The following is a 24,040-nucleotide window of genomic DNA, read 5'->3' as shown; positions in this document are numbered from 1 at the left end:
TTGCGCAGACCTTCCCTCACTTCACCCCGAGACGGGGATCACGCCTGCGGCTGCGGCTCCATGCCGGCATCCGGGCGCGGCGGACGGTTCTTGCCGGCGCTCGGCACCACGGAACCGCGCGTATTGGCGGGCTCGATGGTGGTGTCACGCACCGGCGCAGTGCCGTCGAGCAGTCCGATGATCTCATCGCCGGACAGCGTCTCATATTCCAGCAGACCGCGCGCCAGCGTCTCCAGCTGGTCCTTGCTCTCGGTCAGGATGCGCTTGGCTTCGGCATAGCCCTCATCCACCAGCCGGCGCACTTCGCTGTCGATGGTCTGCGCCGTCGCTTCCGAGACGTTCTGCTGGCGCTGCATCGACATGCCGAGGAACACCTCGTCATTGTTTTCGCCATAGGCGACCTGACCGAGCTTCTCGGAGAAGCCCCAGCGGGTCACCATCATGCGGGCGAGGCGGGTAGCCTGCTCGATGTCGGAGGCAGCGCCGGACGTCACCTTGTCGTGGCCGAAGATCAGCTCCTCGGCGACGCGGCCGCCCATCATGATGGCGAGACGCGAAGTCATCTGCTCGTAGGACATGGAGAGCTTGTCGCGCTCCGGCAGCTGCATGACCATGCCGAGCGCGCGGCCGCGCGGGATGATCGTCGCCTTGTGCACGGGATCGGTCGCGGGAACCTTCAGCGCGACGATGGCGTGGCCACCCTCGTGATAGGCGGTAAGCAGCTTCTCGTCCTCGGTCATGACGAGCGAGCGGCGTTCGGCGCCCATCATCACCTTGTCCTTGGCATCCTCGAAATCGCTCATCGTCACCATGCGCTTGTTGCGGCGCGCGGCCATGAGGGCGGCTTCGTTGCAGAGATTGGCGAGGTCCGCGCCGGAGAAGCCGGGGGTGCCGCGGGCGATCACCTTGAGGTTCACATCCGGCGCCACCGGCACCTTGCGGGCATGCACCTTCAGGATCTGCTCGCGGCCGACCACGTCCGGGTTGGGCACCACGACCTGGCGGTCGAAGCGGCCGGGACGCAGCAGGGCGGGGTCCAGCACGTCGGGGCGGTTGGTGGCGGCGATGAGGATGATGCCCTCATTGGCCTCGAACCCGTCCATCTCGACCAGCAGCTGGTTCAGCGTCTGCTCGCGCTCGTCATTGCCGCCGCCAAGCCCGGCGCCGCGATGACGGCCGACCGCGTCGATTTCGTCGATGAAGATGATGCAGGGCGCGTTCTTCTTCGCCTGTTCGAACATGTCGCGCACGCGGCTGGCGCCGACGCCGACGAACATCTCAACGAAGTCGGAGCCGGAAATGGTGAAGAACGGTACATTGGCTTCGCCGGCGATGGCGCGGGCGAGCAGCGTCTTGCCGGTACCCGGGGGGCCGACCAGCAGCACGCCGCGCGGAATGCGGCCGCCGAGGCGCTGGAACTTCTGCGGGTCGCGCAGGAAGTCGACGATCTCGGTGAGATCGCTCTTGGCTTCGTCGATGCCGGCGACATCCTCGAAGGTGACGCGGCCATGCGCTTCGGTGAGCAGCTTGGCGCGACTCTTGCCGAAACCCATCGCCTTGCCGCCCGCACCGCCCTGCATCTGCCGCGACAGGAAAATCCACACACCGATCAGCGCGATGAAGGGCAGCCAGGAGATCAGCAGGCTGACGAACCACGGCACATTGTCGGTCAGCGGCTTGGCGGTGATCGACACGCCCTTGCCGTAGAGACGCTGCACCAGCGACGGGTCATTGGGGGCGTAGGTTTGGAAGGTGCGCCCATCGGTGAAGGTGCCGGTGATCTCCGGCCCCTGAATCACCACGTCGCGCACGCGGCCCTGATCCACATCGTTGAGCAGCTGCGAGAAGCTGACATCGTTCGTCGCCTGACGCTGCGCCGGATTCTGGAACAGCGAAAACAACGCCAGAAGAAGAAGAACGATGATCACCCAGAGGGCGAAATTCCTGATATTGGCGTTCATCATGTCCCTTTCGGCGTCGGATGTGACCGACGCACGGGCACCGCCGGCGCTGGCGGCCCTCCCTTGTCGCTCCGTAATTTAGGTGGCGCAGGGGGGATTGCCAAGATGCAGGGCAGCGGCCAGCTGCGACCATCCGCGCAAATCGGCGTCACTTGCGGGAACCGAGCGGCCGACGCTCCGGCGCCCGCGCCACGACGACACTCTGCCGGCTCACCCTCACCACCGCGCCGGCCAGGGTGCGCGCGCCCGTCTGCCGGCTCCCAAGGCCGGCGATCCAGCCCATCAGTGCCTCCAGCTTGCCGAGTTCCACCGGCCCTGTTCCGACGGTCCCGATCGCCCGGCCGACAAGTCGCAGGGCGATCTCCTCGGGCAAGGCTCCAAGGCCAAGGCGGGGAAAGACGAACCCGCCCTCCTCCCCCGGCACGGCTCCGAGAGCGGCGGCGGCAGCATCCGTCGCCGCCTCCAGCGCGGCATCGGCGCGGGCCATGCGGTGGGCATGACGCCCCAGCGTCGCGGCATCGCCCCCTTCCGCCGCCAGCGAGGGCATCAGCGCCCGCAGCCGCACACGGGCAAAGCGCGGGTTGAGGTTGGAGGGGTCCTCGGCGAAGACGACGCCCGCCGCCCGGCAAAGCGCGACCAGATCCGCCTTCGGCCAGCCGAGCAGCGGGCGCAGCAGAGTGAGCCTGCCCAGCGGTCGCACGGCCGGAATGCCGGCGAGCCCGCTGACACCGGAGCCGCGCAGCAACCGGAACAGGACGGTTTCGGCTTGATCGTCCAGCGTATGGGCGGTCGCCAGGGCGGTGGCGCCAATGGCGTGGGTGTGCGCGGTCAAGGCTTCGTAACGCGCATGGCGCGCCGCCTCTTGCAACCGCGTCACGGGGAGCGGCGCGGCGAGGTCGAGCACGCTGTGCGGGAGACCCAGCTGCGCCGCCAACGCGGCCACCGCGTCGGCCTCGGAGCGCGACTCGGCTCTCAGCCCGTGATCGACGGTGGCGACGTGAAGCTGTGTCGACGGCCGGCACTCGACCTGCCACCGTTTGGCCAGCAGCATCAGCGCAGTCGAATCCGGCCCGCCGGAAACGGCGAGCAGCACATGGTTGTGGGCGGCGAAGGCGGCAAAGAGCGTGGCGAGTTCGGCCGCATTCGGGCCGAGCGCGAGATCGGCGGGCGCAGCGTCAGCAGCCGGCGCGCTTCTGCTCACGCTCCACCCCCTGCTTCACCGTCGCCGAGGCGCGGGGATATTTATTGCCGACGGCATTCAGCGTGGCGCAGGCGGCATCTTTCTCGCCGATGGCGGCGAGCGACTGGCCGAGACGCAGCAGCGCGTCCGGCGCCTTCACCGCATTCGGGAAGTCGGTCGAGACCTTGAGGAAATTCTGCGCCGCTTCCTTGTAGGATTTGCGCAGATACTGGCTTTCGCCCAGCCAGTAATACGCGTCAGGCGTGGCGCGGTCCGTCGGGTAGAGACGGACGAACTGCTCGAAGGTCTGGCCCGCCCCCGCATAATCCTGGCGTTGAAGCGCACCGAAGCCGGCATCGAACAGCTCGCGCGGCGTGCCGCCTGCGGCCGGCGCTCCCGCAGTGGCGCCGGACAGCGTGCCGAGGTCCATGGGCGCGCCCGAAGGTCCGGAAGGTGCGGTCGTGCCGAGGGGACGCGGCGCACCCGGCGCGCCCGCCTGCGACGACGGGTCGAACACATCGGCGCGACGGGACGGGTCGGTGGCCGGCGCCGCCCCGACGGCAGGGCCCGTGCCGCCCTGCAACGCCCGCATTTGCTGCTCAAGCTGCTGGTTGCGGAACTGCAGCTGCTCGATCTGGCCGGTCATCTGCCGCAGCTGATTCTCCAGCCGGTCGATCCGGGTGACGAGGCTGTCGGCCTCCTCCACCGCCTCGGCGGGCTGGTTGCCTCCACGCACCTGCCCCGGCGGCTTGAAGAGATTGCCAAAGAAATTGTTGTCCTGCTGCGCCTGCGCCGCCTCATGGGGCAACGACGTAGCGGCGAGTGCAGCAACGAGAAAAAGGGCGGCGGGACGGAACGAGCGGACGGTCATCATGGCCATGCACTGGAACGGGAGGAGCGGCGGCGGGAGGCGACGCACTTTCCATTGGAGCATACGGGGCGGATCACGTCCAAAGTTTGACCCAGAAGGCGCCGCTTGGTCGATCGCCAGCCCTTCAAATGCCAAACCCGGCCCGCAGGGCGAGCCGGGTCAAGACAGGTTTGGACGCGGCGATCAGCTGCCGGCGGCGTTCAGCACCGTGACCGCGCGGCGGTTCTGCGACCAGCAGGAGATGTCGTTGCACACCGCGACCGGGCGCTCCTTGCCGTAGGAGATGGTCCGCATGCGGTTCGCCGCGACGCCGCGCTGCACGAGGTAGTCGCGCACGCTCTGGGCGCGGCGGGCACCGAGGGCGATGTTGTATTCGCGCGTGCCGCGCTCGTCGGCATGGCCTTCGATGGTAAAGGTGTACTTGGCATAGTGGTTCAGCCACTGCGCCTGCTTGTCGAGCGTGGCCTGCGCCTGCGGGGTGAGGCTGGTCTGGTCGCTCTCGAAGAACACGCGGTCGCCGACGGAGACGATGAACTCCTGCGGGCTGCCGGGAGGGGCCGAGCCGAGCGCCTGACCGGCGCCGTCCATCGGGTTCTTGGCACAGGCGGCCGCGAGCATCGCGAAACCGACGATGAAGGCGACGCGCGCGCCGCCCAGATGGCGCAACATACGGATCATTCCGCTGACTCCTGAATTCCCGACTGATCTGCCGACTGGCTGCTGGCGTCAATCAATGTTCTGTCGTGCTTTACAGAACCTTGCTGAATTGCGTCCATTTCGCGGCCATGCCTTAAACCGCCGCTTATGGTTAATCGTTCCCTGACAGAACCCGCTCAGGAGCGCAAGGGCGACCAAGCGGGATCGGACGCATAGCTGGGCGTCGGCACACGCTGCTCATTATAGCCGGTGATGTCGACCGTATAGAGCTGCGGGCCGCCTCCGCCCCCCGCGTCGCGGAAGAACATGATCACCCGGCCATTCGGCGCGAAGGTCGGGCCCTCATTGTGGTAGCCCTCGGTCAGAATGCGCTCGCCCGAGCCGTCCGGCCGCATCAGGCCGATGGCGAAGCGGCCCTGCGCCTGCTTGGTGAAGGCGATCACATCGCCGCGCGGCGACCACACCGGCGTCGAATAGCGCCCGTCGCCGAAGGAGATGCGGCGCTGGTTCGAGCCATCGGGATTCATGATGTAAATCTGCGAGCCGCCGCCACGATCGCTCTCGAAGCAGATCTGCGTGCCGTCGGGCGAATAGCACGGGGCGGTGTCGATGGCGGCCGTGTCGGTCAGCCGCGTGGTGGCCTTGGAGCGCAGGTCCATCACGAAGATGTTGGAATCCGCACCCTGCTGCAGGCTCAGGATCACCCGCTGCCCGTCCGGGGCGAAGCGCGGCGAGAAGCTCATATTGGGGAAATTGCCGACGACTTCGCGCTGGCCGTTTTCGATGTTGAGCAGATAGACGCGCGGCTCGCCGCGGCCATAGCTCATATAGGTGATTTCCTGGCTGGTCGGCGAGAAGCGCGGCGTCAGCACGAGATCGTCGCCGCGCGTGAGATAGGTCACGTTGGCGCCGTCCTGGTCCATGATGGCGAGGCGCTTGATGCGCTTCTCCTTCGGCCCGCTCTCGTCGACAAAGACGATCCGGGTGTCGAAATAGCCCTTCTCGCCGGTCAGACGCTCATAGATCGCGTCGGCGATGATATGGGCGACGCGGCGCCAGTTCTCCGGCTGGGTGAAATATTGCTGGCCGATCAGCTGCTGGCCGGCGAACACGTCCCACAGGCGGAATTCCGCCTTCACCCGCCCATCCGGCTGGCGGGTGATGCGGCCGGTGACGAGCGCCTGAGCGTTGATGACGCGCCAGTCCTGGAAGCGCGGCGAGGCGTCCGGGTTGGTGATCTTCTCGACGAAGGCGGCGGGGTCGATGGGCGCGAACAGGCCGGAACGGCGCAGATCGGCGGAGATGATCTGCGACACCCCCTTGCCGGCCTCGATGTCCTGCGGGCTGCCGCCGCCGACGAAATCGGTAATGGCGATGGGCAGCGGCTGCACGGTGCCCGAGGTGATGTCGAGGCGCACCGCCGCATTGGCCGGTGTCGAGCCCAGCATTGCCCCGCCAAGTCCGGCGGCGCCAAGCCCGGCGCCGCCGAGCGCCGCCATGCCGACAAGGACCGACCGGCGGCCGACAAGACCGTTGGCTTCAAGGGAAAAACGCCGCGACATTCTGGGTACCTCGAAAAAAACGGGCATCAATGAAGCATGGCCGGGTTGAACCCCAGCTCCAGTTCCTTCCACGTGTCGTAACGGTCGGCACGCAGCATCGGGAACGGGTTCTGTTGATTGGCGATCTCGTACAGTGCCCGCTGCGCGGTTTCCCGCACGATCGGCGCATAGGCATTGCCGGCGCCCTGCACCTCGACCAGCTGCGGCGCCCCCACCAGCCGGCGGTCCGGGCTCAGCACGATCTTGAACACCACTGTCACCTGAGCGGCGTCGACCGCGCCGGCCGGCAGCTTCCAGAAGCGGGCGATATAGGCGCGCAGCGCGTCGATCTCGGTCTGCGACAGGGAAGTTGCCGTTCCCTGCGACGCGCCGAGCGAGGCGGTGTTGTTGATGGTGTCGCCAAGCGCCGCCGTGCGCCGCGGGTCCTGCTTGTTCAGCAGGGCGGCGATCTGGTTCGGGTTGAAGTCGCGCTCGGGCGCCGGCTCCTGCACCACCTTGGGCGGAATGTTCTTCGGCTTCTTGGGCGGCGCGGGCGGCGGCGGGGTGGCCTGCGCCTGCTCCTGGGGCTTGGGCTGGTCCTTGGGCGGCTCCGGCGGCTTGGCGGCGAGCGCCTCCGCATCCTGCGGCGGGGGCGGCGCGGGCTTGGATTCGGCCTGAGCGGCCGGAGGCTTGGGCTCGGCGGGCTTCGCCTGAGGCGGCGGAGGGGGCGGAGGCGGAGGCGCGGACGGCTCGTTGGCGGCCTTCACCTCGGGCTTCTCCGACACCTTGGAGTCGAGGTTCTCCGCCTGCTTGGGCGTATCGGCCTTCTTCTCGACGACGGGCTTCGGGTTCTCCTTCGGCGCGTCCTTCTTGCCCGCCATCATCTTCGACATCTCGGAATCGGAGATGATGTCGATCGGCATGGATTCGGCCGGCGTCACCTCATAGGGCGAGGGTGACGCGAACGAGACCGCCATGAAGCCGATGATGCCGACATGAAGAACCGTCGAGGAGAGGAAGCCCGCCTTCATGCGTCAGCCCCCCTGGTCGACTTCGGAGACCAGCGCCACGCGCTTGAAACCGGCACCGGAGAGCCGACCCATCACCCGCATGACCGAGCCATAGTCGAGGCTCTTGTCGGCACGCACGAAGATGCGCTCCTCATAGCCGGCCTTGCCGATGGCCTGCAGCTTGGGCACGAGTTCGTCGACCGGGATCTCGGTGTCCTGCAGGAAGATCTTGCCGTCCTTGGTGATGTTGACGATCAGCGGCGCGCTCTCCTGCGGCACCGCCTTGGCTTCGGTCTGCGGAAGGTCAAGCGGCACGCCCGTGGTGAGCATGGGCGCGGCGACCATGAAGATGATGAGCAGAACCAGCATCACGTCGACCATCGGCGTGACGTTGATTTCGGACATGACGGCCCCGCCGCCCCGCCGGCGCGAACGCCGCGAGTGCCAGCCGCCTCCCGCTCCTCCTGCGGACATGCCCATGCGATCAGCCCCGTTCGTCGATCTGGCGCGACAGGATGGCGGAGAACTCGTCAGCGAAGCCCTCCAGCCGCGCCGCCTGCCGGTTCACCTGCGAAACGAACTTGTTATAGAAAATCGTCGCGGGAATGGCGGCGATGAGGCCGATTGCCGTCGCGAACAGGGCTTCGGCGATGCCCGGCGCCACCACGGCGAGGCTGGTGTTCTTCGACGCGGCGATGGACTGGAAGCTGGTCATGATGCCCCACACCGTGCCGAACAGGCCGATGAACGGACCGGCAGAGCCGACGGTGGCCAGCACCAGCAGGCGGCTCTCCAGCCGCTCCACCTCGCGGGCGATGGTGACGTTCATCACCTTGTCGAGCCGCTGGGTGAGGCCGGAAAGCGAGCGCGCACCGCCTTCATAGGAGCGCTTCCACTCCCGCATCGCCGCGACGAAGATCGCCGCCATGGCGTGGTTGGGGCGCGAGGAGAGCGAGCGATACAGCTCTTCCAGGCTCTGGCCGGACCAGAAGGTGGTCTCGAAGCGGTCCATCTGCCGCTTCATGCGACCGTACAGGATGGTCTTGTCGATGATGATCGCCCAGACCCAGATCGAGGCGAGCACGAGGCCCGCCATGACCAGCTTCACAATGAAGTGTGCCTGAAGGAAAAGGCCGATGAGCGACAGGTCGGCGCTGCCCATGCCGGCGCCGGCGGGCGCGCTCATCGCACCGGGAGGGGCGGCGACGGCCTGCCCGTCGACCTGCGCCGTCGGCGCGGCGGTGACCGGAGCGGGCGCGTTCTGGGCAATGGCTAGGGACGCGGGCGCCGTAAGAACCAGCATCACCGCGATTAAGAGCTTCTTCAGCGTCATCAAGCCAATCCTGCCCGCTCGTTAAAGGTCGCACCGCCGCCTTGCATCCGGTGCCGACAGCAGCGAATGCCCTGCATGGCTGCTTTAAGGGAACGCGTTCGCCATCAACCGACCGAGTCTGTCCAAACTTGGGCGATAAGGGCCGAGGCGCGTCTACAGCCGCGCGGTACAACACCGCATTAGGGTTAATACCGCGTTAGCGTTGCCGCATCGCAACAGCGAAAAGGGTGCTTTGCTACCGGGCGCGTGTCAGAGCTGCGGGGCCTGTTCCAGCGCCAGCTTCATGGCGGCGCGCAGCGCATCGGGAATGCGGCGGGCGCGGCCCTGGGCAACGAAGGCCACTTTCACCTTGCCTTCGACCAGCAGTTCGTCTCCCCGCTTCACCTTCTGGGCGAGGGTGATGGAGGCGCCGGCGACCTCGACCGGGCTGGTGTGGACTTCCAGCACGTCGTCGATGCGGGCGGGGCGGACGAACTGCAGTTCCATCGAGCGCACCACGAAGGCGAAGCCCGGTGCCTCGGCCAGCGCCTCGCCGAACAATTCGCCCTGCACCACGCCGATGAGGCGCAGATGGTCGGAACGGGCACGTTCCATGAATTTGAGGTAGTTGGCGTGGTAGACGATGCCGGAGAAATCCGTGTCCTCGTAATAGACCCGTACGGGCAGCACATGCCCACCCGGCACCAGCCGGCCGGCCAGATGCAGGAAAGGGTCGGCCTTGAGGGTCTCGGGGGAAAAAGGATCGGGGCGCTCGTTCATGGCGCCCTCATAAACGAGAAGTGCTCGCAAAAAAAGAACCGCGCCCTTCGGATAAAGGGCGCGGTTGCAGAGGGTGGAGCCGATCAGCGCTGGACATCATCCGTCGGCGCGGAAGGCGCGGCCGGGCGGTTGCGGCGGTCGGCCATGAACTGGTCGAACTCCGCCTTGTCCTTCGCCTGACGCAGGCGGTCGAGGAAGGACCGGAAGTCCTTCTGCTCCTCTTCCAGCCGGCGCAGCGTCTCCTGGCGGTATTCATCGAAGGCGCGGTTGCCGCTGGAAGGGAAGCCGCCACCGAACCGGCTGCCGAAATTGCGCATCGCTTCCGCGCCCTCTTCCTGCCAGCGGCCGAAGCCGCGCTTGCCACCACAAAACATCCGTCCACTCCCTATCGTGAAGGCCAGGACCGCAAGACCCAGAGGCCACCAGGCCATGAAGCCCAGTACCGTGAGCGCGATCCAGGCCGGCTTGCCGTAACTGTCGAGCTTCTGTGCGAGCTCCATGGGCGTACCGCTCCTGGGTAGAACCGCCGCGGGCCCCATGCCCGCTTAGGTTAATGTTAATCACATTCACATAGATAGAAATCCACCCGCCGCTTGTCAATGGGCGCGGTCTGCGGGATTGAAAAGCAAAGGACTGCTTCGATGACCGCATTGATTCCCGACTGGACCGAGGTCGCCGCTTTTTTCGAGCCCGATGGCCGACTGCGCGATCTCTATGTGCTCGATGCCGGCCCCGATGGCTGGCAGGCCGTGATCGACGGGTTGCGCGCACTCGATCCTCCGGCTGTCTTCGAGATCGACGGCGAGCCGGGCCTTATGCCCGACCGCATCGAAGATGTGTTCGCCGTCTGGAAGCGCGCAAGCCCCAGCCTGCGGTGGCATGCGGGCAATGTCGTGATCAACCTGCACTTCTTCCGCAGCGACGACATCGAGTTCGACATCGATCCGTCCGATGTCTGCGAGCCGGAGGACTGGCAGGCGCTCGGCCGCTTCATGCTGTGGCTGGCGGGACGCGCGCAGCGCCCGGTGATCCTGACCCCAGAGAACAAGCCGGACGATATCCTGCTGTTCTGCCGCGGCGCCGGTGCCGCCATCGAGGTCAACCTCACGACGGAAGACTAGGCGCGCGCCCTAGCCGCACGTACCGAGCCCCTTGAGATAGACGAGGAACGCGGCTTCCAGCAGGTCGTCGGGCGCCATGGGCAGTTTGCGACGGGCGCCGTCGGCGCGGCCGAACAGCGAGGCAACGCCATGCGCGAGCGCCCAGGTGTGCAGCGCCACCATCAAGGCGGGTGGGCGATCCCCGGCTGGCATGGAAGCGACCAGCGTGTCCGCCGCCTCGCGCAGCACGCCGAAGGCCCGCTGGCCAGCCTGATCGAGGGCCGGATAGGCCTCGTTGCGCAGGCCGGATTCGAACATGGCGACATAGTCCGCCGGATGCTCGCGGGCAAAGGCGAGATAGGCGCGGCCGAGCCGTTCAAAGGCCTCCGCCGGCGCCGGACGCCCCTCGTTCCAGCCGGCTTCCAGAGCTTTGGTGAAGCGTTCGAACCCATCAGCCGCGACCGCTGCAAGCAGGTCGTCGCGGTCGCGGAAATGGCGGTAGGGCGCGGCCGGAGAGACGCCGGCGCGGCGCGCCGCCTCGGCGAAAGTGGCGCCGGCGGTGCCCTTTTCGCCAATCAGCTCAAGCGCCGCCTTCATCAGGGCTTCCCGAAGGTTGCCGTGATGGTAGCCGCGCGATTCTCCGCCGTTCCGGGACCAGCTCATGTGAAGGGGACTTACATCACGCGGGAAGCCACGTCGATGGCCGGGCGCGCACGGGGTTAATCCGCGCCCTCGTCGAACAGCGGCATCTGGTTGACGCTCGACGGCGCGGCAAGGCCGAGATGCTTGAAGGCGTGCGCGGTCAGCACGCGCCCGCGTGGGGTGCGCTGGAGAAAGCCCTGCTGCACCAGATAGGGCTCGATGATCTCCTCGATGGCGTCGCGCGGCTCGGACAGCGCGGCGGCGATGGTTTCCACCCCCACCGGCCCGCCGCCATAATTCATCGCCACCACGGTGAGATAGCGCCGGTCCATCTGGTCGAGGCCGAGCCCGTCCACTTCCAGCGCCCGCAGCGCGTGGTCGGCGGCGGCGCGGTCGATGATGTCCTTGCCCGCCACCAGCGTGAAGTCGCGCACCCGGCGCAGCAGCCGCCCGGCAATGCGCGGCGTGCCGCGCGCCCGGCGGGCGATCTCGCGGGCGCCGTCCTTGGCGATGGGGATCCCCATCACCCGCGCGCCACGCGTCACCACCAGTTCCAGTTCTTCGACGGTGTAGAAGTTCAGCCGGATGGGAATACCGAAACGGTCACGCAGCGGCGTGGTCAGCAGGCCCGAGCGGGTGGTCGCGCCCACGAGGGTGAATTTCGACAGCGAGATCTTCACCGAGCGCGCCGCCGGCCCCTCGCCGATGATCAGGTCGAGCTCGTAATCCTCCATGGCGGGATAGAGGATTTCCTCCACCGCCGGGTTGAGCCGGTGAATCTCGTCGATGAACAAGACGTCGCGTTCTTCGAGATTGGTCAGCAGCGCCGCGAGATCGCCCGCCTTGGCGATGACAGGGCCGGAGGTGGAGCGGAAACCGACGCCGAGTTCGCGCGCCACGATCTGCGCCAGCGTGGTCTTACCCAGCCCCGGTGGGCCGACGAACAGCACATGGTCTAGCGCCTCGCCGCGCGCCTTGGCCGCCTTGATGAAGATGTCGAGATTGGCGCGCGCCTGCTCCTGCCCGACGAACTCCGCTAGGTTCTGCGGCCGCAGCGAGGCCTCCGCGAGATCTTCCTCGCGCTTGTCGGGGGCGACGAGGCGCTTGGCGTTCATTCCGCCCTCTCCCGTTCACGCGCGGGAAAAACGCCACCGGCCATCAGCACGCCGGTGACGAACGCAACCGCCGCCGCGAGGATCGGGGCCAGCAGCACCGCACGCTGCTCGAACAGCTCGCGAAACGCGCCGAAATCATAGGACACCGCGATAACGCCGAGCGGCAGCAATGCCACCACCACCACGGCCGCCAGCACGAAGAGCGGGTGGCGCGACCGGAAGGAAAGGGCAAAGGCGCAGATCCCGGCCACCACGCCGCCCGGCACCACCGCGATCGCGGCATAGTACGCGGAAGCCGCGCTGTGCATCAGCCGCTCGATGGTGAGCACGGCGAGAATCGCCCCGCCATAGGCGAAGATCATCGCCGGAATGCGGGCCGACCACGGCCAGGGCTGCCGCTTCCCCGGTTCGCGCGCGGTGATGAAGCGCAGCATCATCGCGCCAGTTCCTTCAGGCCGAGCCGGATCAGTTTGGCGGCATCGGCGCCCTCGCCGGCCTCGCGCAGGGCCGCCGCGATGGCCGCGCTCGCCTGAAGCTGCGCATAGCCGAGATTGACCAGCGCCGAGACAGCATCCGCCACCGGACCGGGCGCCTGCCGCTCCTCGATCTGTGCCGCGAGCCCCGCCACTGCCGGGTCGACGCTGGCGAAGCCCGGCGCCTTGTCCTTCAATTCGGCGACGATCCGGGCGGCGACCTTGGGGCCGACGCCATTGGCGCGCGCCACCATCACCTTGTCGCCGAGTGCCACCGCGTTTGCGAGCTCGGCGGGCGAGAGGGTCGAGAGCACGTTGAGCGCCACCTTGGAGCCGACGCCCTGCACATTCTGCAGCAGCAGGAACCAGCTCTTCTCCGCCGGCGTGGCGAAGCCGTAGAGCCGGATCATGTCCTCGCGCACGAAGGTTTCGATGAACAGCACCGCCGCCTCGCCGGCCTTGGGCAGCGCCTGCAGCGTGCGCCCGGAGCAGTGGACAAGATAGCCCACGCCCTGCACGTCGAGGATCACATGGTCGTCGCCATAGGAGTCGACGAGGCCCTTGAGCTTGCCGATCATCGTGCCGCCGCCTTTGCCGTGAGCTTCGGCGGCACCTTCGCCGCCATCTGCGCCTTCATCGCCGCCATGCCCCGATGCTGCGCATGGGTGACCGCGACCGCAAGCGCATCCGCCGCGTCATCGGTAGTGAAATCCGCCTGAGGCAGCAGAATCTTCATCATCAGGCGGATTTGCGCCTTCTCCGCCCGGCCGGCGCCGACCACGGTCTTCTTCACCAGCAAGGCCGCATATTCCGACACCGGCACCCCGGCCAGCGCGGGGGTCAGCATCACCACGCCGCGCGCCTGGCCGAGCTTGAGCGTCGAGGCCGGGTTGACGTTGACGAAGGTTTCTTCCACCGCCGCCTCATCGGGGGCATAGGCGCGCAGCACCTGCATCAGCTCGGTGTGGAGACAGGCCAACCGCTCGGCGAGCCCCCCCTCCTCCGGCGGCATCACCGTGCCGCAGGCGATGAAGCTGAGCCGCGTGCCGGCAGCCTCGATCACCCCCCAGCCGGTGCGGCGGAGGCCCGGATCGAGCCCGAGAATGCGAATCGGCGATGGCACCATGCCCTAGGGCGTAGCCGAACAAAGGACGAACGCCTAGGGGAGACGGTGCGCGCGGCGTCCGGGACACCGCGCATCGTCGCTCAGGGTGAACGCGCCGTTAACGCATGCGGCCTCAGCGCCCGCCGCTGAACGCCCCACTCGCCAGCGTCACCCCCACCCCGGTCGCCACCACGCCGATGATCGCCGCCGTGTCGGGATGTTCGCCCAGCACCGGCACCGCGATCACCGCCGCCAGGGCCGGCACCAGCCCCGTAAAGGCGGCGGCGCGGGAGGAGCCCAGACGCTCGATGGCGATGCCGAACGCCACCAGGGCGACGACACCGGACAGCAGCCCCTGAATAAGGAGCTGGATCAGGATTTCGCGGCCATAGCCAGCGGAGACGGCGTCGATCACACCGGGGAGACCGTAAGGCGTGAGGATGACGGCCGACCACAGCCCGACGAGCCCCACCGTCTCCGTCGCCTTCAGCCCGGTACGGCGAAAGGCCAGCGTGTAGCCGGCCCACATCGTCGCGCCGGCCAGCAGCAGCGCATGGCCGCGCCAGGCGCCGTCCTGCGGATACAAAAGGCCACGCCCGCCGAGGGTGAGCACGCCGAGCGCGATGGCGGCAAAGCCGATCGCCCGCGCCGTGCCGAGCTTCTCGCGGAACACCAGCACCGAGATGGCGGCGACGATCAGCGGCATGGTCCCGGGCAAGAGCGGCCCTACATCCGCCGCCGGCACGAAGCGCATCGCCGTCGCCACATCGAGGAAGAAGAAAGCGCCGGCGCCGAGAAAGCAGAGCAGGAAGGGACGCAAGCCCCGCTTCGGCCATAGGCCGATGCGCCACCAGGCGGGTGCGAGCACCACCGCTGGCACGATGAAGCGCAGCCAGCCGATGGTCGCCGGGGGCAGATGCCCGTGTACGGCGTGGCGGGTGGAGACGATCCAGCCGCCCCAGATGGCAATGGCGAGCAACGCGCAGCCGGCGCCGATCAAGCGGTCGGAAAGCGACGGCACCGCCGCGCCGCCCGGCGCGGCCGTTGAGACAGACGTGTTCATGAGCGAATTCCCGCCGCAAAGCGGCGCAAGCAAGAGGGGTACCCGGCGCGGCCGGGATGAGCGTTAGCCGAAATGTGGCGCGCGCGACCCGTCTTCGCAAACGCGTTTTGCGAATAGGCACGTTCGCGAAAACTGATGGATGGGACGGTTCGATCGCCGATCATGTTGACGCGTCTCTGGCGGGGAGCTAGCTCTACGCACGCAGGCCCTGGCGGCGTGCGCCTTCCCCCCGGTTCGTTCATGGCCCTCGACACCGCCCTTGCCTGGGCCTTCCTCACCGCGCTCATTGCTGGCGCGACGCGCGGCTTCTCGGGCTTCGGCGGAGCCCTCATCTTCGTGCCGCTGGTCAGCGCCGCCTATGGCCCGCGCGTGGCGGTGCCCTCGCTCCTGCTCATCGACACGCTGATGACGCTGCCCTTCGTCGTTCCGGCGCTGCGCGCCTGTGTCTGGCGACAGGTCGCCCCGCTGGCGGTGGGCGCCGTGGTGGCGGTTCCGGCCGGCGTGTGGGTATTGCAGCATACGAACCCGCTGGTGGTGCGCTGGGCGCTCGCCTTTCTCGGGCTGGGGCTGCTGGCGCTGCTGGCCTCGGGCTGGCGCCACACCGGCCGGCACACCCTGCCCGTCACGCTGGGCATCGGCGCGGTCGCCGGCTTCTGCGGCGGCGCGGCACAGATGTCCGGGCCTGCCGTGGTGGTGTACTGGCTCGGCAGCGGCCAGCCCTCCGTGCTGGTGCGGGCGAACCTGTTCGGCTTCTTCGCGCTGGTGACGCTGGCGACCGGCTCCTCCTACGCGCTCAACGGCATGTTCACCGCCGAGGTCGGGAGGCTGACCCTGCTTCTCGGGCCGGCCTATGCGCTCGGGCTCTATGCCGGCGCGCGCGCCTTTCGCGGCGCGTCGGACCGGCACTACCGCGTCGCCGCCTATTGGGTCATCGCCGCCGCCGCCCTCATCAGCCTGCCGCTGTTCGACACGCTGATCGGGCGGTGAGCAGCGCGACCCAGATCAGCCGCCCATCTTCGCCATGAAGGCGTCGGACAGCTCGAAATTGGCATAGACGTTCTGCACGTCGTCATTGTCGTTGAGATTGTCGACGAGGCGGATCAGCTTTTCCGCCACTTCGTCATCCACCGCCACCGTGTTCTGCGGCCGCCAGACGAGGCCGGATTTGCGCGGCTCGCCGAACTTGGCTTCCAGCGCCCGGGCGACCTCGTGCAGGTTCTCCACCGAGCAGACGACCTCATGGCCGTTCTCGTCCGAAGTCACGTCATCCGCGCCGGCGTCGATGGCGGCTTCCAGCATGGCGTCGGCCGAGGCCTTGGCGGCGTCGAACTCCACCGTGCCGATGCGGTCGAACATGAAGGAGACCGCGCCGGTCTCGGCCAGCGCCCCGCCGGACTTGGTGAAGTAGGAGCGCACTTCCGAGGCGGTGCGGTTGCGGTTGTCGGTCAGCGCCTCGACGATGACGGCGACACCGCCGGGGCCGTAGCCCTCATAGCGGATCTCATCATAGTTCTCCGAGTCGCCGCCCAGCGCCTTCTTGATCGCGCGGTCGATATTGTCCTTGGGCATGTTTTCCGCGCGGGCCGCCAGCACGGCGGCGCGCAGGCGCGGGTTCATCGCCGGGTCGGGCATGCCGAGCTTGGCCGCGACGGTGATTTCACGCGCCAGCTTGGAGAACAGCTTGGAACGCACCGCGTCCTGCTTGCCCTTGCGGTGCATGATGTTCTTGAATTGCGAATGCCCGGCCATGGCCGCCTCCACGTCACACCGGGCGGGCCCGTGGCCCGGCCGTGTCGAATGCCTGAAAGAAAAGGTGCGCGGCTTATAGGCGAGAGGGCGGGCGCGCGTAAAGCGCAGAGCGCATCACCTTACGCGGCTCGACACTCCGCAGACCCGCCCCCCTGCCGTGTCGCCATCACATCGTAATGCGTGCCGCCGCGGATCGGGTGGAAATGGTCGAACCCCATGGCGCGCAGACCCGCCTTGAGATTTTCCGGGTCCGCCCACGCGACATCGACTTCATAGAACACAGAGATCACCCGGTCGGCAAAACGGCTTCGCGCCAACTCCCCGATCACCACGTGCTCATGGCCCTCGGTGTCGATCTTCACGACCAATGGAAGGCCCGGGGCAAGATAAGGCTCGAGGATCGCGGCGGTGGAAATCTGGATTTCCTCGACGCCCTCCGTGCCGGCGAACGTGTTGTGAAGGGAAGCCGCGCCGCTATGCCCCGGCTTCAAGCGGATTTTCACGCGCGCATTCTCGGACGACAGGCCACAATTCAACGCGACAATCATGCCCGCCAATCCATTGGCACGGATGTTGGCGGTGAGCAGACGGAACGTCTCGCTCACCGGCTCAAGACTGACGGCTCGTTCGCAGTAAGGATTTTGAGCAGCGATGAGGGAATAAAGTCCCTGATTTGCCCCGATATCTACAAAAATGAACGGGTAATCGATTTCCCGCAGATAATTCGAGTAAAATGTTCCATAGGTCCCGTTAACGCAGAAACGAAAGGTCGCGTCGTTCCCATTTTCCGTCAAAAACACACCGTAGAATGAACGCACAATATTACGGTTGAATAGTTTATTTATCTTGCGAACGACGACTCGCCGGACCCTTCGCGGCGCCTTGGAAACGAAACGCAACCACCCCTGCGTTCTGAGCACGTCCAACATACCCATGCATGCCTCTGACAAAGGAGAGGGGTGAAAGCGGCTCGGCCGCCTCGCCGGCACCCTACCAGAAGTCCGGCACGGCCCCGCACAGGTTACCACCGATGCGCACCGGCGCCACGGCAATCGCGTGCCCGCTGCCATCCGTCTCCACCGCGAGCCCCGACAGCGTGCCCGGCCCGGTCGCCGGCTCGAAGCGCGACGAGCCGATCTTGCGGGTAAAGCGGCGCAGCGGCTCCTCCTTGTCCATGCCGATCACCCCGTCATAGCAGCCGCACATGCCGACATCGGTCATATAGGCGGTGCCGGCGGAGAGGATGCGGTGGTCGGCGGTCGGCACATGGGTATGGGTCCCGATGACGAGGCTCGCCCTTCCGTCGCACCAATGGCCGAAGGCCTGCTTCTCGCTGGTGGTTTCGGCGTGGAAATCGACAATGGCCGCATCCGCCACCAGTCCCAGCGGGGCCGCGTCGAGCTCGCGGTCGATGGCGGCGAAGGGGTCGTCGAGCGGCTCCATGAAGGCACGGCCCATCATGTTGACCACCAGCACCTGCGCGCCATTATTCGCCTCGATCAGCGCCGCCCCGCGTCCGGGCGTGCCGGGCGGATAATTGGCGGGGCGGACGAGGCGCGGCGCACGCTCGATGAACACCAGCGCTTCGCGCTGGTCGAAGGCGTGGTTGCCGAGCGTGACCGCGTCAGCGCCAGCCTCCAGGAACTCCTCATAGATCGCCTCGGTGATGCCAAAGCCACCGGCGGCGTTCTCGCCATTCACGACGACGAAATCGAGCGCCCATTGGCGGCGCAGGCGCGGCAGGTGCTCCAGCACGACCTGGCGGCCGGGACGCCCGACCACATCACCGAGGAAAAGAAGGCGCATGCGTCACTCCTCGGCCGGGCGGACGACACCGGCATCGGTGGCGATGGCGTCGAGCCGCTCATCATGTGCCTCCGCCGGCACGGCGGGCAATTCCTGCACCGCGAAGGCATAGCCCAACGCTTCGACGCGCTTGGCGTGGCGCAGCAGGCTGAGCGTGCGATCATAGAAGCCCGCTCCATAGCCGAGCCGGTTGCCGCGCGCATCGAAGCCGGCGAGCGGCACCACGAGCACATCGGGCGAGACAGCGGGCGCGTCCTCCGGCGGGGCGGGAATGGCCATGCGGCCGGGACCGGCGGAGGGGATTAGTTCGACCCCCGCCTCCCACAGCCGGAACAGCAGCGGCTTGCCGATTTCCAGCACGATCGGCAGGGCGATGCACGCGCCGGCCTCTCGCAGCCGACGCACCAGCGGACCGGTATCGATCTCGCCGCCAATGGACGCGAAGACGGAGACGACTTCGCCCCGCACCGCGCCGAGCCATTCCATGGCGTGGGCAGCAGCCGCTTCCGCCGCCGCCGCGCGCGCGGCAGGCTCAAGCGCCGCCCGCCGGGCGAGGGCCACGGTGCGGAGGCTGGCCTTGTCGAGTTGGGCGTCTGTCACAAGAGGCATGATGCAATGAGTGCGGAGCCACGATGGCCGTTGGAGGCTCGATCCCGGGAACCTACAACGTAGGTGGGCGCCGTGTGTCCAAGCCCAGGGGCAAGGTCAGGGACAGCTCCCTTTGAGATCGATAAGGCCCCGGAAATATGTGCTCCTGACGAACCCCGCAGCCCCGCGTGACAAATCTAGGACGCCGCAGGGAAAATTGCCAGAGGGGGATGACGGCGGCTGAACAGCTTTCGGTGAACGGGGGCGGGCGCGTCGCGTTTCCGCCAAAGAGTCTCGCCTGGGTCCCGGCTCGGCGCTCCGGCTACGCCGTCGCTGGTCCGGGACACGAAGCGCTGTGTCCCGGACCAGCGGCGCAAGGCGCCGCGCCGATCCGGGACCCAGCGAAGAGTCTTCGGCATGCCCCTCGCCCGGACATCCGCCGCAGCGATCTGTCAGGCCTCACCCCACGGTGAGCATGATCTTGCCGATATGCGCGCTGGTCTCCATCCGGGCATGAGCCTCGCTGGCCTTTTCCAGCGGGAAGCTCTGGTCCATGACAGGCTTGACCTTGCCGGCCTCGATCAGCGGCCACACCTTCTCGACCAGCGACGCGGCGATCGCCGCCTTCTCCGCCTTGGGCCGCGAGCGCAGGGTCGAGCCCATATGCGACAGGCGCTTGAGCATCAGCCGCATGAAGTCGATCTGCACCTTGGAGCCTTCCATGAAGGCGATCTGCACCAGCCGGGCCTGCGGCGCGGCGGCCTCGTAATTGCGGGCAATGTAGGAGCCGCCCACCATGTCGAGAATGACGTTGACGCCCTTGCCGCCGGCCTTCTCCTTCACCACGGCGACGAAGTCCTCGGTCTTGTAGTCGATGGCGACATCGGCGCCGAGCTGGCGGCAGACCTCGCACTTCTCGGCGCTGCCCGCGGTGGTGAACACGGTGGCGCCAAAGGCCTTGGCGAGCTGGATCGCCGTCGTGCCGATACCGGAGGTGCCGCCATGCACGAGGAATCGCTCGCCCGCCTTCAGCCCGGCGAGGTCGAACACATTGGTCCAGACGGTGAAGAAGGTCTCCGGCAGCGCCGCCGCCTCGACCATGGAAAGCCCCGCAGGCACCGGCAGGGCAGAGCCCTCATCCGCCAGACAATACTGGGCATAGCCGCCGCCGGAGACCAGCGCGCACACCTTGTCGCCGAGCTTCCAGCGCGTCACGCCCGCGCCGAGCGCCACCACCTCGCCGGCGATTTCGAGGCCGGGAATGTCCGGCGCGCCGGGCGGCGGCGGGTACAGGCCCTTGCGCTGCATCACATCCGGGCGATTGACGCCGGCGGCCGCCACCTTGACCAGGATTTCGCCCGCGCCCGGGACCGGCACCGGCCGCTCCACGGGAACCAGGGCTTCCGGTCCGCCCGGCGTGGGCAGGCCGATGGCGGTCATGGTGGCGGGCAGCTCGGTCACGGCGTCGTCCTCATCCTGTTCGAATGTTCCGTCCGTCCTAGGTCAAGCCGCCAGTGCTGGCAACCGCGCACAGGGGCGGCTAAGTTCATTGCATGTGCCGGGCGACGAACAGGAGCAGAGCGATGGCGATCGACGATGACCTTTTCCCCTCGGCGGCCCCGGCAGCGAAGCCCGCAACCCACATGGTCGGCACCGATATTTCCGCCCTCTCCGAGACCGAGATCGAGGAGCGCATCGTTCAGCTCGCCGCCGAAATCGAGCGGCTGAAGCAGGCCCTGGAGGCCAAGCGCGCCTCCCGCCTCGCCGCCGAGAACGTCTTCAAGCGCTGATGCCTTAACCCCCGATTAAGGTTTCCGACCTATTACTGGCGCCGGTCCTTTTTGACCGCGAGTGGCCTCTGTCCACTCTGTTTGACGCATCCCTGTCTACCACTTTACGAGCCGCCCCCTGGGCGGCTCTTTTTTCATCCCCGCTATCCCAAGCCGCCATCAGGCCGAACGCGATTCCGCCCTCCCCGGCTGGACAGCGCCGCACGGCTGCGCGACAGACAGCGGTGTCAGACGCCGCCGGGCGTCGTTGAGGGTTTCGCCGCGATGGGCAGCTTCCGCGAAGATTCGGACAGGGACGGCACCCCGGAGGCGGGCCGGGCCGCGCCGGGCACGGTGGCGTCGGCGGAGATGATCCGTTTTGCCGAGCGGCGCCTCGCCTCCCCCGCCTTCTTCGCGCTGTTTCAGGAAGGCATGGCGCTGGTCGAGGAAACCGCCGCCTATCTCGATGGTGAGGGCCGCGCGGCCAGCGCCGCACGCTCGCGCGGGCGCCTTGCCGCCTATGTGCAGCAGAGCATGCGGCTGTCCACGCGGCTGATGCAGCTCGCTTCCTGGCTGCTGCTGCGCCGCGCCGTGGCGGAAGGTGAGATGGCGGAGGCGACCGCCCGCCGCGAAGCCGCCAAGATCGACATAGAAGGCCCCCTGCGGGACGTGGACGCGGAAGCGCTGCTGCCGGAGCCGCTGACCGGGCTCATCGCCCGCAGCTTCGAGCTTCAGCGGCAGATCGCGCAGCTCGACGCTGCCCTCGCCGCGCCATCGGCGGCGGATGTGGCCGCCCTGCGACCGAATGTCGTGGCTGGGCAGATCGGCCGGCTGCGCCGCGCCTTCGAGCGCCGCTGACAGCACGTGCGGCGCGCGGACGGCGCGGTCAAAACCAGGGCAAACGAAAACCCTCGCGCCAGGCCGTACCCGGCGCGAGGGTTGATGTCGTTGCGTCGCGCGGCGTCCGAAAGGACGCCACTTCCCGGCCGATCAGGCCTTGAGGAAGCCCGCGAACTTCTTCTGGAACTTGGACACGCGACCGGCGCGGTCGAGCAGCTGGCCGGAGCCGCCGGTCCAGGCCGGGTGCGAGGTCGGGTCGATATCGAGCTGGAGGACATCGCCCTCCTTGCCCCAAGTCGTCCGGGTCGTGTACTCGGTGCCGTCCGTCATCACCACCTTGACGAAGTGGTAGTCGGGATGGATGTCGCTCTTCATGGGTAGCATCCTCAGCCGCCGCAGGCCGGCCCCTCGCGGGAGCCATGCGGCGATCTACAAAACGATCCTGCCGGAAATCCGAGCGGCTCTATAACCGAGACATGCCTGTGACACAAGCCGCCTCCAAGCCTTCAAATGCCGCGTCCACCGAAGCCTCCGCGCCGACCCTGCCGGAAAAGCCGGCCACGCGCCGCCCGCGCCTGAAGCCGCTGATGGCGCTGTGGCCGCATCTCATGCGCTATCGCGGCCGGGCTCTTGCGGCGCTCACCGCCCTGCTGGTCGCCGCCATCGCGACGCTGGTGGTGCCGATCGCGGTGCGGCGAATGATCGATTTCGGCTTCGACGAAAGCCATGCCGGTTTCATCGACCGCTATTTCGCAGTCATGATCGGCGTGGTGGCGGTGCTCTCGCTGGCCTCGGCGGCGCGCTATTATCTCGTCATGACGCTCGGCGAGCGGATCGTCGCGGATCTGCGCTCGCAGGTCTTTGCCCATCTGCTCACCCTCGACGGCGCGTTCTATGACAGCGCCAAATCGGGCGAATTGATTTCGCGCCTCACCGCCGACACCACGCAGATCAAGTCGACCGTCGGCGCCTCGGCCTCCATCGCGCTGCGCAACATCCTGCTGTTCATCGGCGCCACGATCATGATGGTCATCACCAGCCCCTGGCTGGCGGCGACGCTGCTGGTGGCGATTCCGGTCATCGTCGCGCTGCTGATCGGCGCCGGTCGCGGCGTGCGCAAGCGCTCGCGCGGGGCGCAGGACACGCTGGCGGAAGCCTCGGCCTATGCCGCCGAAGCCATCGGCTCGGTGCGCAGCCTTCAGGCCAACACGGCCGAGGGCGCCGCCGCGCGCCTGTTCAGCGGCGAGGTCGAGCACGCCTTCGGCGCCGCCCGTAACGCCGTGCGGGCACGCGCCTTTCTCACCGGCATCGGCATCTTCCTCGTCTTCGCCAGCGTGGTCGGCATCTTGTGGGCCGGCGCCAATGCCGTCCTCGCTGGCGAGATGAGCGCCGGCACGCTTGGCCAGTTCGTGCTCTACGCCGTGCTGGCGGCGAGCGGGCTCGGCCAGCTGGGCGAAGTGTGGGGCGAGATTTCGCAGGCGGCCGGCGCGACCGAGCGCATCGCCGAATTGCTGGCGGAAAAGCCGAAAGTGGCGCCCCCCGCCGCCCCCATTGCCCTGCCCGAACCGGCGCGCGGCGCCGTCGCCTTCGAGAATGTCGCTTTCGCCTATCCCGCAAGGCCGGACCTGCCGGCGCTCTCGGGCGTGAGATTCGCGGTGACGCCGGGCGAGCGGGTGGCGGTGGTCGGCCCCTCCGGGGCGGGCAAGAGCACGCTGTTCCAGCTGCTGCTGCGCTTCTACGATCCCGTCGCCGGCCGGGTGCTGGTCGATGGCGTCGACATTGCCGAAGCCGACCCGGAGGCGGTGCGCGCGCGCATCGCGCTGGTGCCGCAGGATGTCGCCATCTTCGCCACCTCGATCCGCGAGAACATCCGCCTCGGCCGCCCCGGCGCCACCGATGCGGAGGTGGAGGAAGCCGGCCGGCTGGCCCGCGCCGACGAGTTCGTCGCCCGCCTTCCCGAGGGCTGGGAAACCCCGGTGGGCGAGCGCGGCGTCACGCTGTCCGGCGGCCAGCGCCAGCGCCTTGCCATCGCCCGCGCCATATTGCGACAGGCGCCGATCCTGCTGCTGGATGAGGCCACCTCGGCGCTGGACGCCGAAAGCGAGACGCTGGTGCAGCAGGCGCTGGACCTTTCGATGCAGGGTCGCACCACAATCGTCATCGCCCACCGGCTGGCGACCGTGCTCTCCGCCGACCGCATTCTCGTCATGGACGGCGGGCGCATCGTCGAGGAAGGCACCCATGCCAGCCTCGTCGGGCGCGGCGGGCTCTATGCGCGCCTTGCGGCACTGCAATTCGGCGAGGCGACAGCCGGCGGCTGAGGCAGCGGGGTCCGGGGCTCACCGCCTTCGACCCCCGCCAGTGGGTTTCCGGTCGCCGATCTGAACCATCCTGCGGCTCCCGCATTGACCTCGGACACGCAGCCCGTGGCAGGGCGGCATTCGGCGTGCCGCATTGGCACCGCCCACCGCCACGGCG

At 67.8% G+C, this 24,040-nt stretch carries 27 protein-coding genes and 1 other RNA gene; 5 read left to right on the top strand and 23 right to left on the bottom strand.

Features of this window, described 5'->3' with window-relative positions; genetic code table 11:
* Positions 1-38: 38 nt before the first annotated feature.
* The 10 genes from ftsH to K9D25_RS09720 all read right to left on the bottom strand — a co-directional run bounded on the left by ftsH (position 39) and on the right by K9D25_RS09720 (position 9,812).
* Complete coding sequence (ftsH, locus tag K9D25_RS09765) at positions 39-1,961, bottom strand: ATP-dependent zinc metalloprotease FtsH (protein WP_244450839.1); 1,923 nt, start codon at positions 1,959-1,961, stop codon at positions 39-41.
* 148 nt (positions 1,962-2,109) lie between these two features.
* On the bottom strand, positions 2,110-3,162 hold the full coding sequence (tilS, locus tag K9D25_RS09760) for a tRNA lysidine(34) synthetase TilS (RefSeq protein ID WP_244450645.1): 1,053 nt from the start codon (positions 3,160-3,162) through the stop codon (positions 2,110-2,112).
* Complete coding sequence (gene ybgF, locus K9D25_RS09755; protein ID WP_244450644.1) at positions 3,137-4,021, bottom strand: tol-pal system protein YbgF; 885 nt, start codon at positions 4,019-4,021, stop codon at positions 3,137-3,139. Before ybgF ends, tilS begins: the two co-directional genes overlap by 26 nt.
* Before the next feature lie 174 nt (positions 4,022-4,195).
* Positions 4,196-4,690, bottom strand: a complete 495-nt coding sequence (gene pal, locus K9D25_RS09750; RefSeq protein ID WP_244450643.1) for a peptidoglycan-associated lipoprotein Pal — start codon at positions 4,688-4,690, stop codon at positions 4,196-4,198.
* A 155-nt stretch (positions 4,691-4,845) separates the two neighbouring features.
* Positions 4,846-6,168 (bottom strand): Tol-Pal system beta propeller repeat protein TolB, encoded by a 1,323-nt coding sequence (gene tolB, locus K9D25_RS09745; protein ID WP_432207943.1) that lies wholly within the window; start codon positions 6,166-6,168, stop codon positions 4,846-4,848.
* Positions 6,169-6,257: 89 nt separating this feature from the next.
* Positions 6,258-7,241 (bottom strand): cell envelope biogenesis protein TolA, encoded by a 984-nt coding sequence (locus K9D25_RS09740; RefSeq protein ID WP_244450642.1) that lies wholly within the window; start codon positions 7,239-7,241, stop codon positions 6,258-6,260.
* A gap of 3 nt (positions 7,242-7,244) precedes the next feature.
* Complete coding sequence (tolR, locus tag K9D25_RS09735) at positions 7,245-7,700, bottom strand: protein TolR (protein ID WP_244450641.1); 456 nt, start codon at positions 7,698-7,700, stop codon at positions 7,245-7,247.
* A gap of 4 nt (positions 7,701-7,704) precedes the next feature.
* The gene (tolQ, locus tag K9D25_RS09730; RefSeq protein ID WP_244450837.1) at positions 7,705-8,406 is read right to left on the bottom strand and encodes a protein TolQ; all 702 of its coding nucleotides are present in this window, start codon (positions 8,404-8,406) and stop codon (positions 7,705-7,707) included.
* A gap of 396 nt (positions 8,407-8,802) precedes the next feature.
* Complete coding sequence (gene ybgC, locus K9D25_RS09725; RefSeq protein ID WP_244450640.1) at positions 8,803-9,312, bottom strand: tol-pal system-associated acyl-CoA thioesterase; 510 nt, start codon at positions 9,310-9,312, stop codon at positions 8,803-8,805.
* Between the two features lie 83 nt (positions 9,313-9,395).
* Positions 9,396-9,812: a DUF2852 domain-containing protein gene (locus K9D25_RS09720; RefSeq protein WP_244450639.1), complete on the bottom strand. Its 417-nt coding sequence runs from the start codon at positions 9,810-9,812 to the stop codon at positions 9,396-9,398.
* Positions 9,813-9,911: 99 nt separating this feature from the next.
* Between K9D25_RS09720 and K9D25_RS09715 the strand changes: the two genes are divergently transcribed.
* Positions 9,912-10,433, top strand: coding sequence for a hypothetical protein (locus K9D25_RS09715; protein WP_244450638.1), 522 nt, complete (start codon positions 9,912-9,914; stop codon positions 10,431-10,433).
* Between the two features lie 9 nt (positions 10,434-10,442).
* Here the strand turns inward: K9D25_RS09715 and K9D25_RS09710 are convergent, their stop codons facing one another.
* The 6 genes from K9D25_RS09710 to K9D25_RS09685 all read right to left on the bottom strand — a co-directional run bounded on the left by K9D25_RS09710 (position 10,443) and on the right by K9D25_RS09685 (position 14,810).
* Complete coding sequence (locus K9D25_RS09710; protein WP_244450637.1) at positions 10,443-11,075, bottom strand: TetR/AcrR family transcriptional regulator; 633 nt, start codon at positions 11,073-11,075, stop codon at positions 10,443-10,445.
* Positions 11,076-11,131: 56 nt separating this feature from the next.
* Complete coding sequence (gene ruvB / locus K9D25_RS09705) at positions 11,132-12,169, bottom strand: Holliday junction branch migration DNA helicase RuvB (RefSeq protein WP_244450636.1); 1,038 nt, start codon at positions 12,167-12,169, stop codon at positions 11,132-11,134.
* Positions 12,166-12,606, bottom strand: coding sequence for a hypothetical protein (locus K9D25_RS09700; RefSeq protein ID WP_244450635.1), 441 nt, complete (start codon positions 12,604-12,606; stop codon positions 12,166-12,168). Before K9D25_RS09700 ends, ruvB begins: the two co-directional genes overlap by 4 nt.
* The gene (ruvA, locus tag K9D25_RS09695; protein ID WP_244450634.1) at positions 12,603-13,220 is read right to left on the bottom strand and encodes a Holliday junction branch migration protein RuvA; all 618 of its coding nucleotides are present in this window, start codon (positions 13,218-13,220) and stop codon (positions 12,603-12,605) included. The genes K9D25_RS09700 and ruvA overlap by 4 nt, the downstream gene beginning before the upstream one ends.
* Positions 13,217-13,768 (bottom strand): crossover junction endodeoxyribonuclease RuvC, encoded by a 552-nt coding sequence (gene ruvC, locus K9D25_RS09690; RefSeq protein ID WP_244450633.1) that lies wholly within the window; start codon positions 13,766-13,768, stop codon positions 13,217-13,219. The genes ruvA and ruvC overlap by 4 nt, the downstream gene beginning before the upstream one ends.
* A gap of 112 nt (positions 13,769-13,880) precedes the next feature.
* Positions 13,881-14,810, bottom strand: a complete 930-nt coding sequence (locus tag K9D25_RS09685; protein ID WP_244450632.1) for a DMT family transporter — start codon at positions 14,808-14,810, stop codon at positions 13,881-13,883.
* Between the two features lie 240 nt (positions 14,811-15,050).
* Between K9D25_RS09685 and K9D25_RS09680 the strand changes: the two genes are divergently transcribed.
* The gene (locus K9D25_RS09680) at positions 15,051-15,797 is read left to right on the top strand and encodes a sulfite exporter TauE/SafE family protein (protein ID WP_244450631.1); all 747 of its coding nucleotides are present in this window, start codon (positions 15,051-15,053) and stop codon (positions 15,795-15,797) included.
* Positions 15,798-15,812: 15 nt separating this feature from the next.
* Here K9D25_RS09680 and K9D25_RS09675 read toward each other — a convergent pair whose 3' ends face one another.
* From K9D25_RS09675 to K9D25_RS09650, 6 genes are all read right to left on the bottom strand, one after another.
* On the bottom strand, positions 15,813-16,559 hold the full coding sequence (locus K9D25_RS09675) for a YebC/PmpR family DNA-binding transcriptional regulator (protein WP_244450630.1): 747 nt from the start codon (positions 16,557-16,559) through the stop codon (positions 15,813-15,815).
* Between the two features lie 119 nt (positions 16,560-16,678).
* Entirely contained in the window at positions 16,679-17,494 is an 816-nt protein-coding gene (locus K9D25_RS09670; RefSeq protein ID WP_244450629.1) for an FkbM family methyltransferase, read from the bottom strand.
* A gap of 55 nt (positions 17,495-17,549) precedes the next feature.
* Positions 17,550-18,365, bottom strand: a complete 816-nt coding sequence (locus K9D25_RS09665; RefSeq protein WP_244450628.1) for a TIGR00282 family metallophosphoesterase — start codon at positions 18,363-18,365, stop codon at positions 17,550-17,552.
* 3 nt (positions 18,366-18,368) lie between these two features.
* Positions 18,369-18,974 carry a 5-formyltetrahydrofolate cyclo-ligase gene (locus K9D25_RS09660; RefSeq protein ID WP_244450627.1) on the bottom strand — a complete coding sequence of 202 codons (606 nt, stop codon included), beginning with the start codon at positions 18,972-18,974 and terminating at the stop codon, positions 18,369-18,371.
* An 11-nt stretch (positions 18,975-18,985) separates the two neighbouring features.
* Positions 18,986-19,141, bottom strand: a non-coding RNA gene (gene ssrS / locus K9D25_RS09655) — 6S RNA.
* Positions 19,142-19,412: 271 nt separating this feature from the next.
* Entirely contained in the window at positions 19,413-20,414 is a 1,002-nt protein-coding gene (locus K9D25_RS09650; RefSeq protein WP_244450626.1) for an NAD(P)H-quinone oxidoreductase, read from the bottom strand.
* Between the two features lie 122 nt (positions 20,415-20,536).
* On the opposite strand from K9D25_RS09650, the gene K9D25_RS09645 reads away from it, so the two are divergent.
* Both K9D25_RS09645 and K9D25_RS09640 read left to right on the top strand, forming a co-directional pair.
* The gene (locus tag K9D25_RS09645) at positions 20,537-20,743 is read left to right on the top strand and encodes a DUF1192 domain-containing protein (RefSeq protein ID WP_244450625.1); all 207 of its coding nucleotides are present in this window, start codon (positions 20,537-20,539) and stop codon (positions 20,741-20,743) included.
* Positions 20,744-21,007: 264 nt separating this feature from the next.
* Positions 21,008-21,580 (top strand): DUF1465 family protein, encoded by a 573-nt coding sequence (locus K9D25_RS09640; RefSeq protein WP_279613804.1) that lies wholly within the window; start codon positions 21,008-21,010, stop codon positions 21,578-21,580.
* A 132-nt stretch (positions 21,581-21,712) separates the two neighbouring features.
* Here the strand turns inward: K9D25_RS09640 and rpmE are convergent, their stop codons facing one another.
* Entirely contained in the window at positions 21,713-21,937 is a 225-nt protein-coding gene (rpmE, locus tag K9D25_RS09635; RefSeq protein WP_244450624.1) for a 50S ribosomal protein L31, read from the bottom strand.
* Between the two features lie 101 nt (positions 21,938-22,038).
* Here rpmE and K9D25_RS09630 point away from each other — a divergent pair, with 101 nt between their 5' ends.
* Entirely contained in the window at positions 22,039-23,883 is a 1,845-nt protein-coding gene (locus K9D25_RS09630) for an ABC transporter transmembrane domain-containing protein (protein WP_244450623.1), read from the top strand.
* Positions 23,884-24,040 lie beyond the last annotated feature (157 nt).

This window comes from Ancylobacter polymorphus (genome assembly GCF_022836935.1).
GTDB classification, from domain to species: domain Bacteria; phylum Pseudomonadota; class Alphaproteobacteria; order Rhizobiales; family Xanthobacteraceae; genus Ancylobacter; species Ancylobacter polymorphus_A.
This window is presented reverse-complemented; position numbering and strand designations above follow the sequence as displayed.

What these genes read in the sequence shown, in the direction of transcription:
- ftsH (WP_244450839.1), bottom strand. Translation starts at nt 1,961, where the DNA reads ATGAACGCCAATATCAGGAATTTCGCCCTCTGGGTGATCATCGTTCTT.
- ybgF (WP_244450644.1), bottom strand. Translation starts at nt 4,021, where the DNA reads ATGGCCATGATGACCGTCCGCTCGTTCCGTCCCGCCGCCCTTTTTCTC.
- pal (WP_244450643.1), bottom strand. Translation starts at nt 4,690, where the DNA reads ATGATCCGTATGTTGCGCCATCTGGGCGGCGCGCGCGTCGCCTTCATC.
- tolB (WP_432207943.1), bottom strand. Translation starts at nt 6,168, where the DNA reads ATGGCGGCGCTCGGCGGCGCCGGGCTTGGCGCCGCCGGACTTGGCGGG.
- K9D25_RS09740 (WP_244450642.1), bottom strand. Translation starts at nt 7,241, where the DNA reads ATGAAGGCGGGCTTCCTCTCCTCGACGGTTCTTCATGTCGGCATCATC.
- tolR (WP_244450641.1), bottom strand. Translation starts at nt 7,700, where the DNA reads ATGGGCATGTCCGCAGGAGGAGCGGGAGGCGGCTGGCACTCGCGGCGT.
- tolQ (WP_244450837.1), bottom strand. Translation starts at nt 8,406, where the DNA reads ATGAGCGCGCCCGCCGGCGCCGGCATGGGCAGCGCCGACCTGTCGCTC.
- ybgC (WP_244450640.1), bottom strand. Translation starts at nt 9,312, where the DNA reads ATGAACGAGCGCCCCGATCCTTTTTCCCCCGAGACCCTCAAGGCCGAC.
- K9D25_RS09720 (WP_244450639.1), bottom strand. Translation starts at nt 9,812, where the DNA reads ATGGAGCTCGCACAGAAGCTCGACAGTTACGGCAAGCCGGCCTGGATC.
- K9D25_RS09715 (WP_244450638.1), top strand. Translation starts at nt 9,912, where the DNA reads ATGGGCGCGGTCTGCGGGATTGAAAAGCAAAGGACTGCTTCGATGACC.
- K9D25_RS09710 (WP_244450637.1), bottom strand. Translation starts at nt 11,075, where the DNA reads ATGAGCTGGTCCCGGAACGGCGGAGAATCGCGCGGCTACCATCACGGC.
- ruvB (WP_244450636.1), bottom strand. Translation starts at nt 12,169, where the DNA reads ATGAACGCCAAGCGCCTCGTCGCCCCCGACAAGCGCGAGGAAGATCTC.
- K9D25_RS09700 (WP_244450635.1), bottom strand. Translation starts at nt 12,606, where the DNA reads ATGATGCTGCGCTTCATCACCGCGCGCGAACCGGGGAAGCGGCAGCCC.
- ruvA (WP_244450634.1), bottom strand. Translation starts at nt 13,220, where the DNA reads ATGATCGGCAAGCTCAAGGGCCTCGTCGACTCCTATGGCGACGACCAT.
- ruvC (WP_244450633.1), bottom strand. Translation starts at nt 13,768, where the DNA reads ATGGTGCCATCGCCGATTCGCATTCTCGGGCTCGATCCGGGCCTCCGC.
- K9D25_RS09685 (WP_244450632.1), bottom strand. Translation starts at nt 14,810, where the DNA reads ATGAACACGTCTGTCTCAACGGCCGCGCCGGGCGGCGCGGCGGTGCCG.
- K9D25_RS09680 (WP_244450631.1), top strand. Translation starts at nt 15,051, where the DNA reads ATGGCCCTCGACACCGCCCTTGCCTGGGCCTTCCTCACCGCGCTCATT.
- K9D25_RS09675 (WP_244450630.1), bottom strand. Translation starts at nt 16,559, where the DNA reads ATGGCCGGGCATTCGCAATTCAAGAACATCATGCACCGCAAGGGCAAG.
- K9D25_RS09670 (WP_244450629.1), bottom strand. Translation starts at nt 17,494, where the DNA reads ATGGGTATGTTGGACGTGCTCAGAACGCAGGGGTGGTTGCGTTTCGTT.
- K9D25_RS09665 (WP_244450628.1), bottom strand. Translation starts at nt 18,365, where the DNA reads ATGCGCCTTCTTTTCCTCGGTGATGTGGTCGGGCGTCCCGGCCGCCAG.
- K9D25_RS09660 (WP_244450627.1), bottom strand. Translation starts at nt 18,974, where the DNA reads ATGCCTCTTGTGACAGACGCCCAACTCGACAAGGCCAGCCTCCGCACC.
- K9D25_RS09645 (WP_244450625.1), top strand. Translation starts at nt 20,537, where the DNA reads ATGGCGATCGACGATGACCTTTTCCCCTCGGCGGCCCCGGCAGCGAAG.
- K9D25_RS09640 (WP_279613804.1), top strand. Translation starts at nt 21,008, where the DNA reads ATGGGCAGCTTCCGCGAAGATTCGGACAGGGACGGCACCCCGGAGGCG.
- rpmE (WP_244450624.1), bottom strand. Translation starts at nt 21,937, where the DNA reads ATGAAGAGCGACATCCATCCCGACTACCACTTCGTCAAGGTGGTGATG.
- K9D25_RS09630 (WP_244450623.1), top strand. Translation starts at nt 22,039, where the DNA reads ATGCCTGTGACACAAGCCGCCTCCAAGCCTTCAAATGCCGCGTCCACC.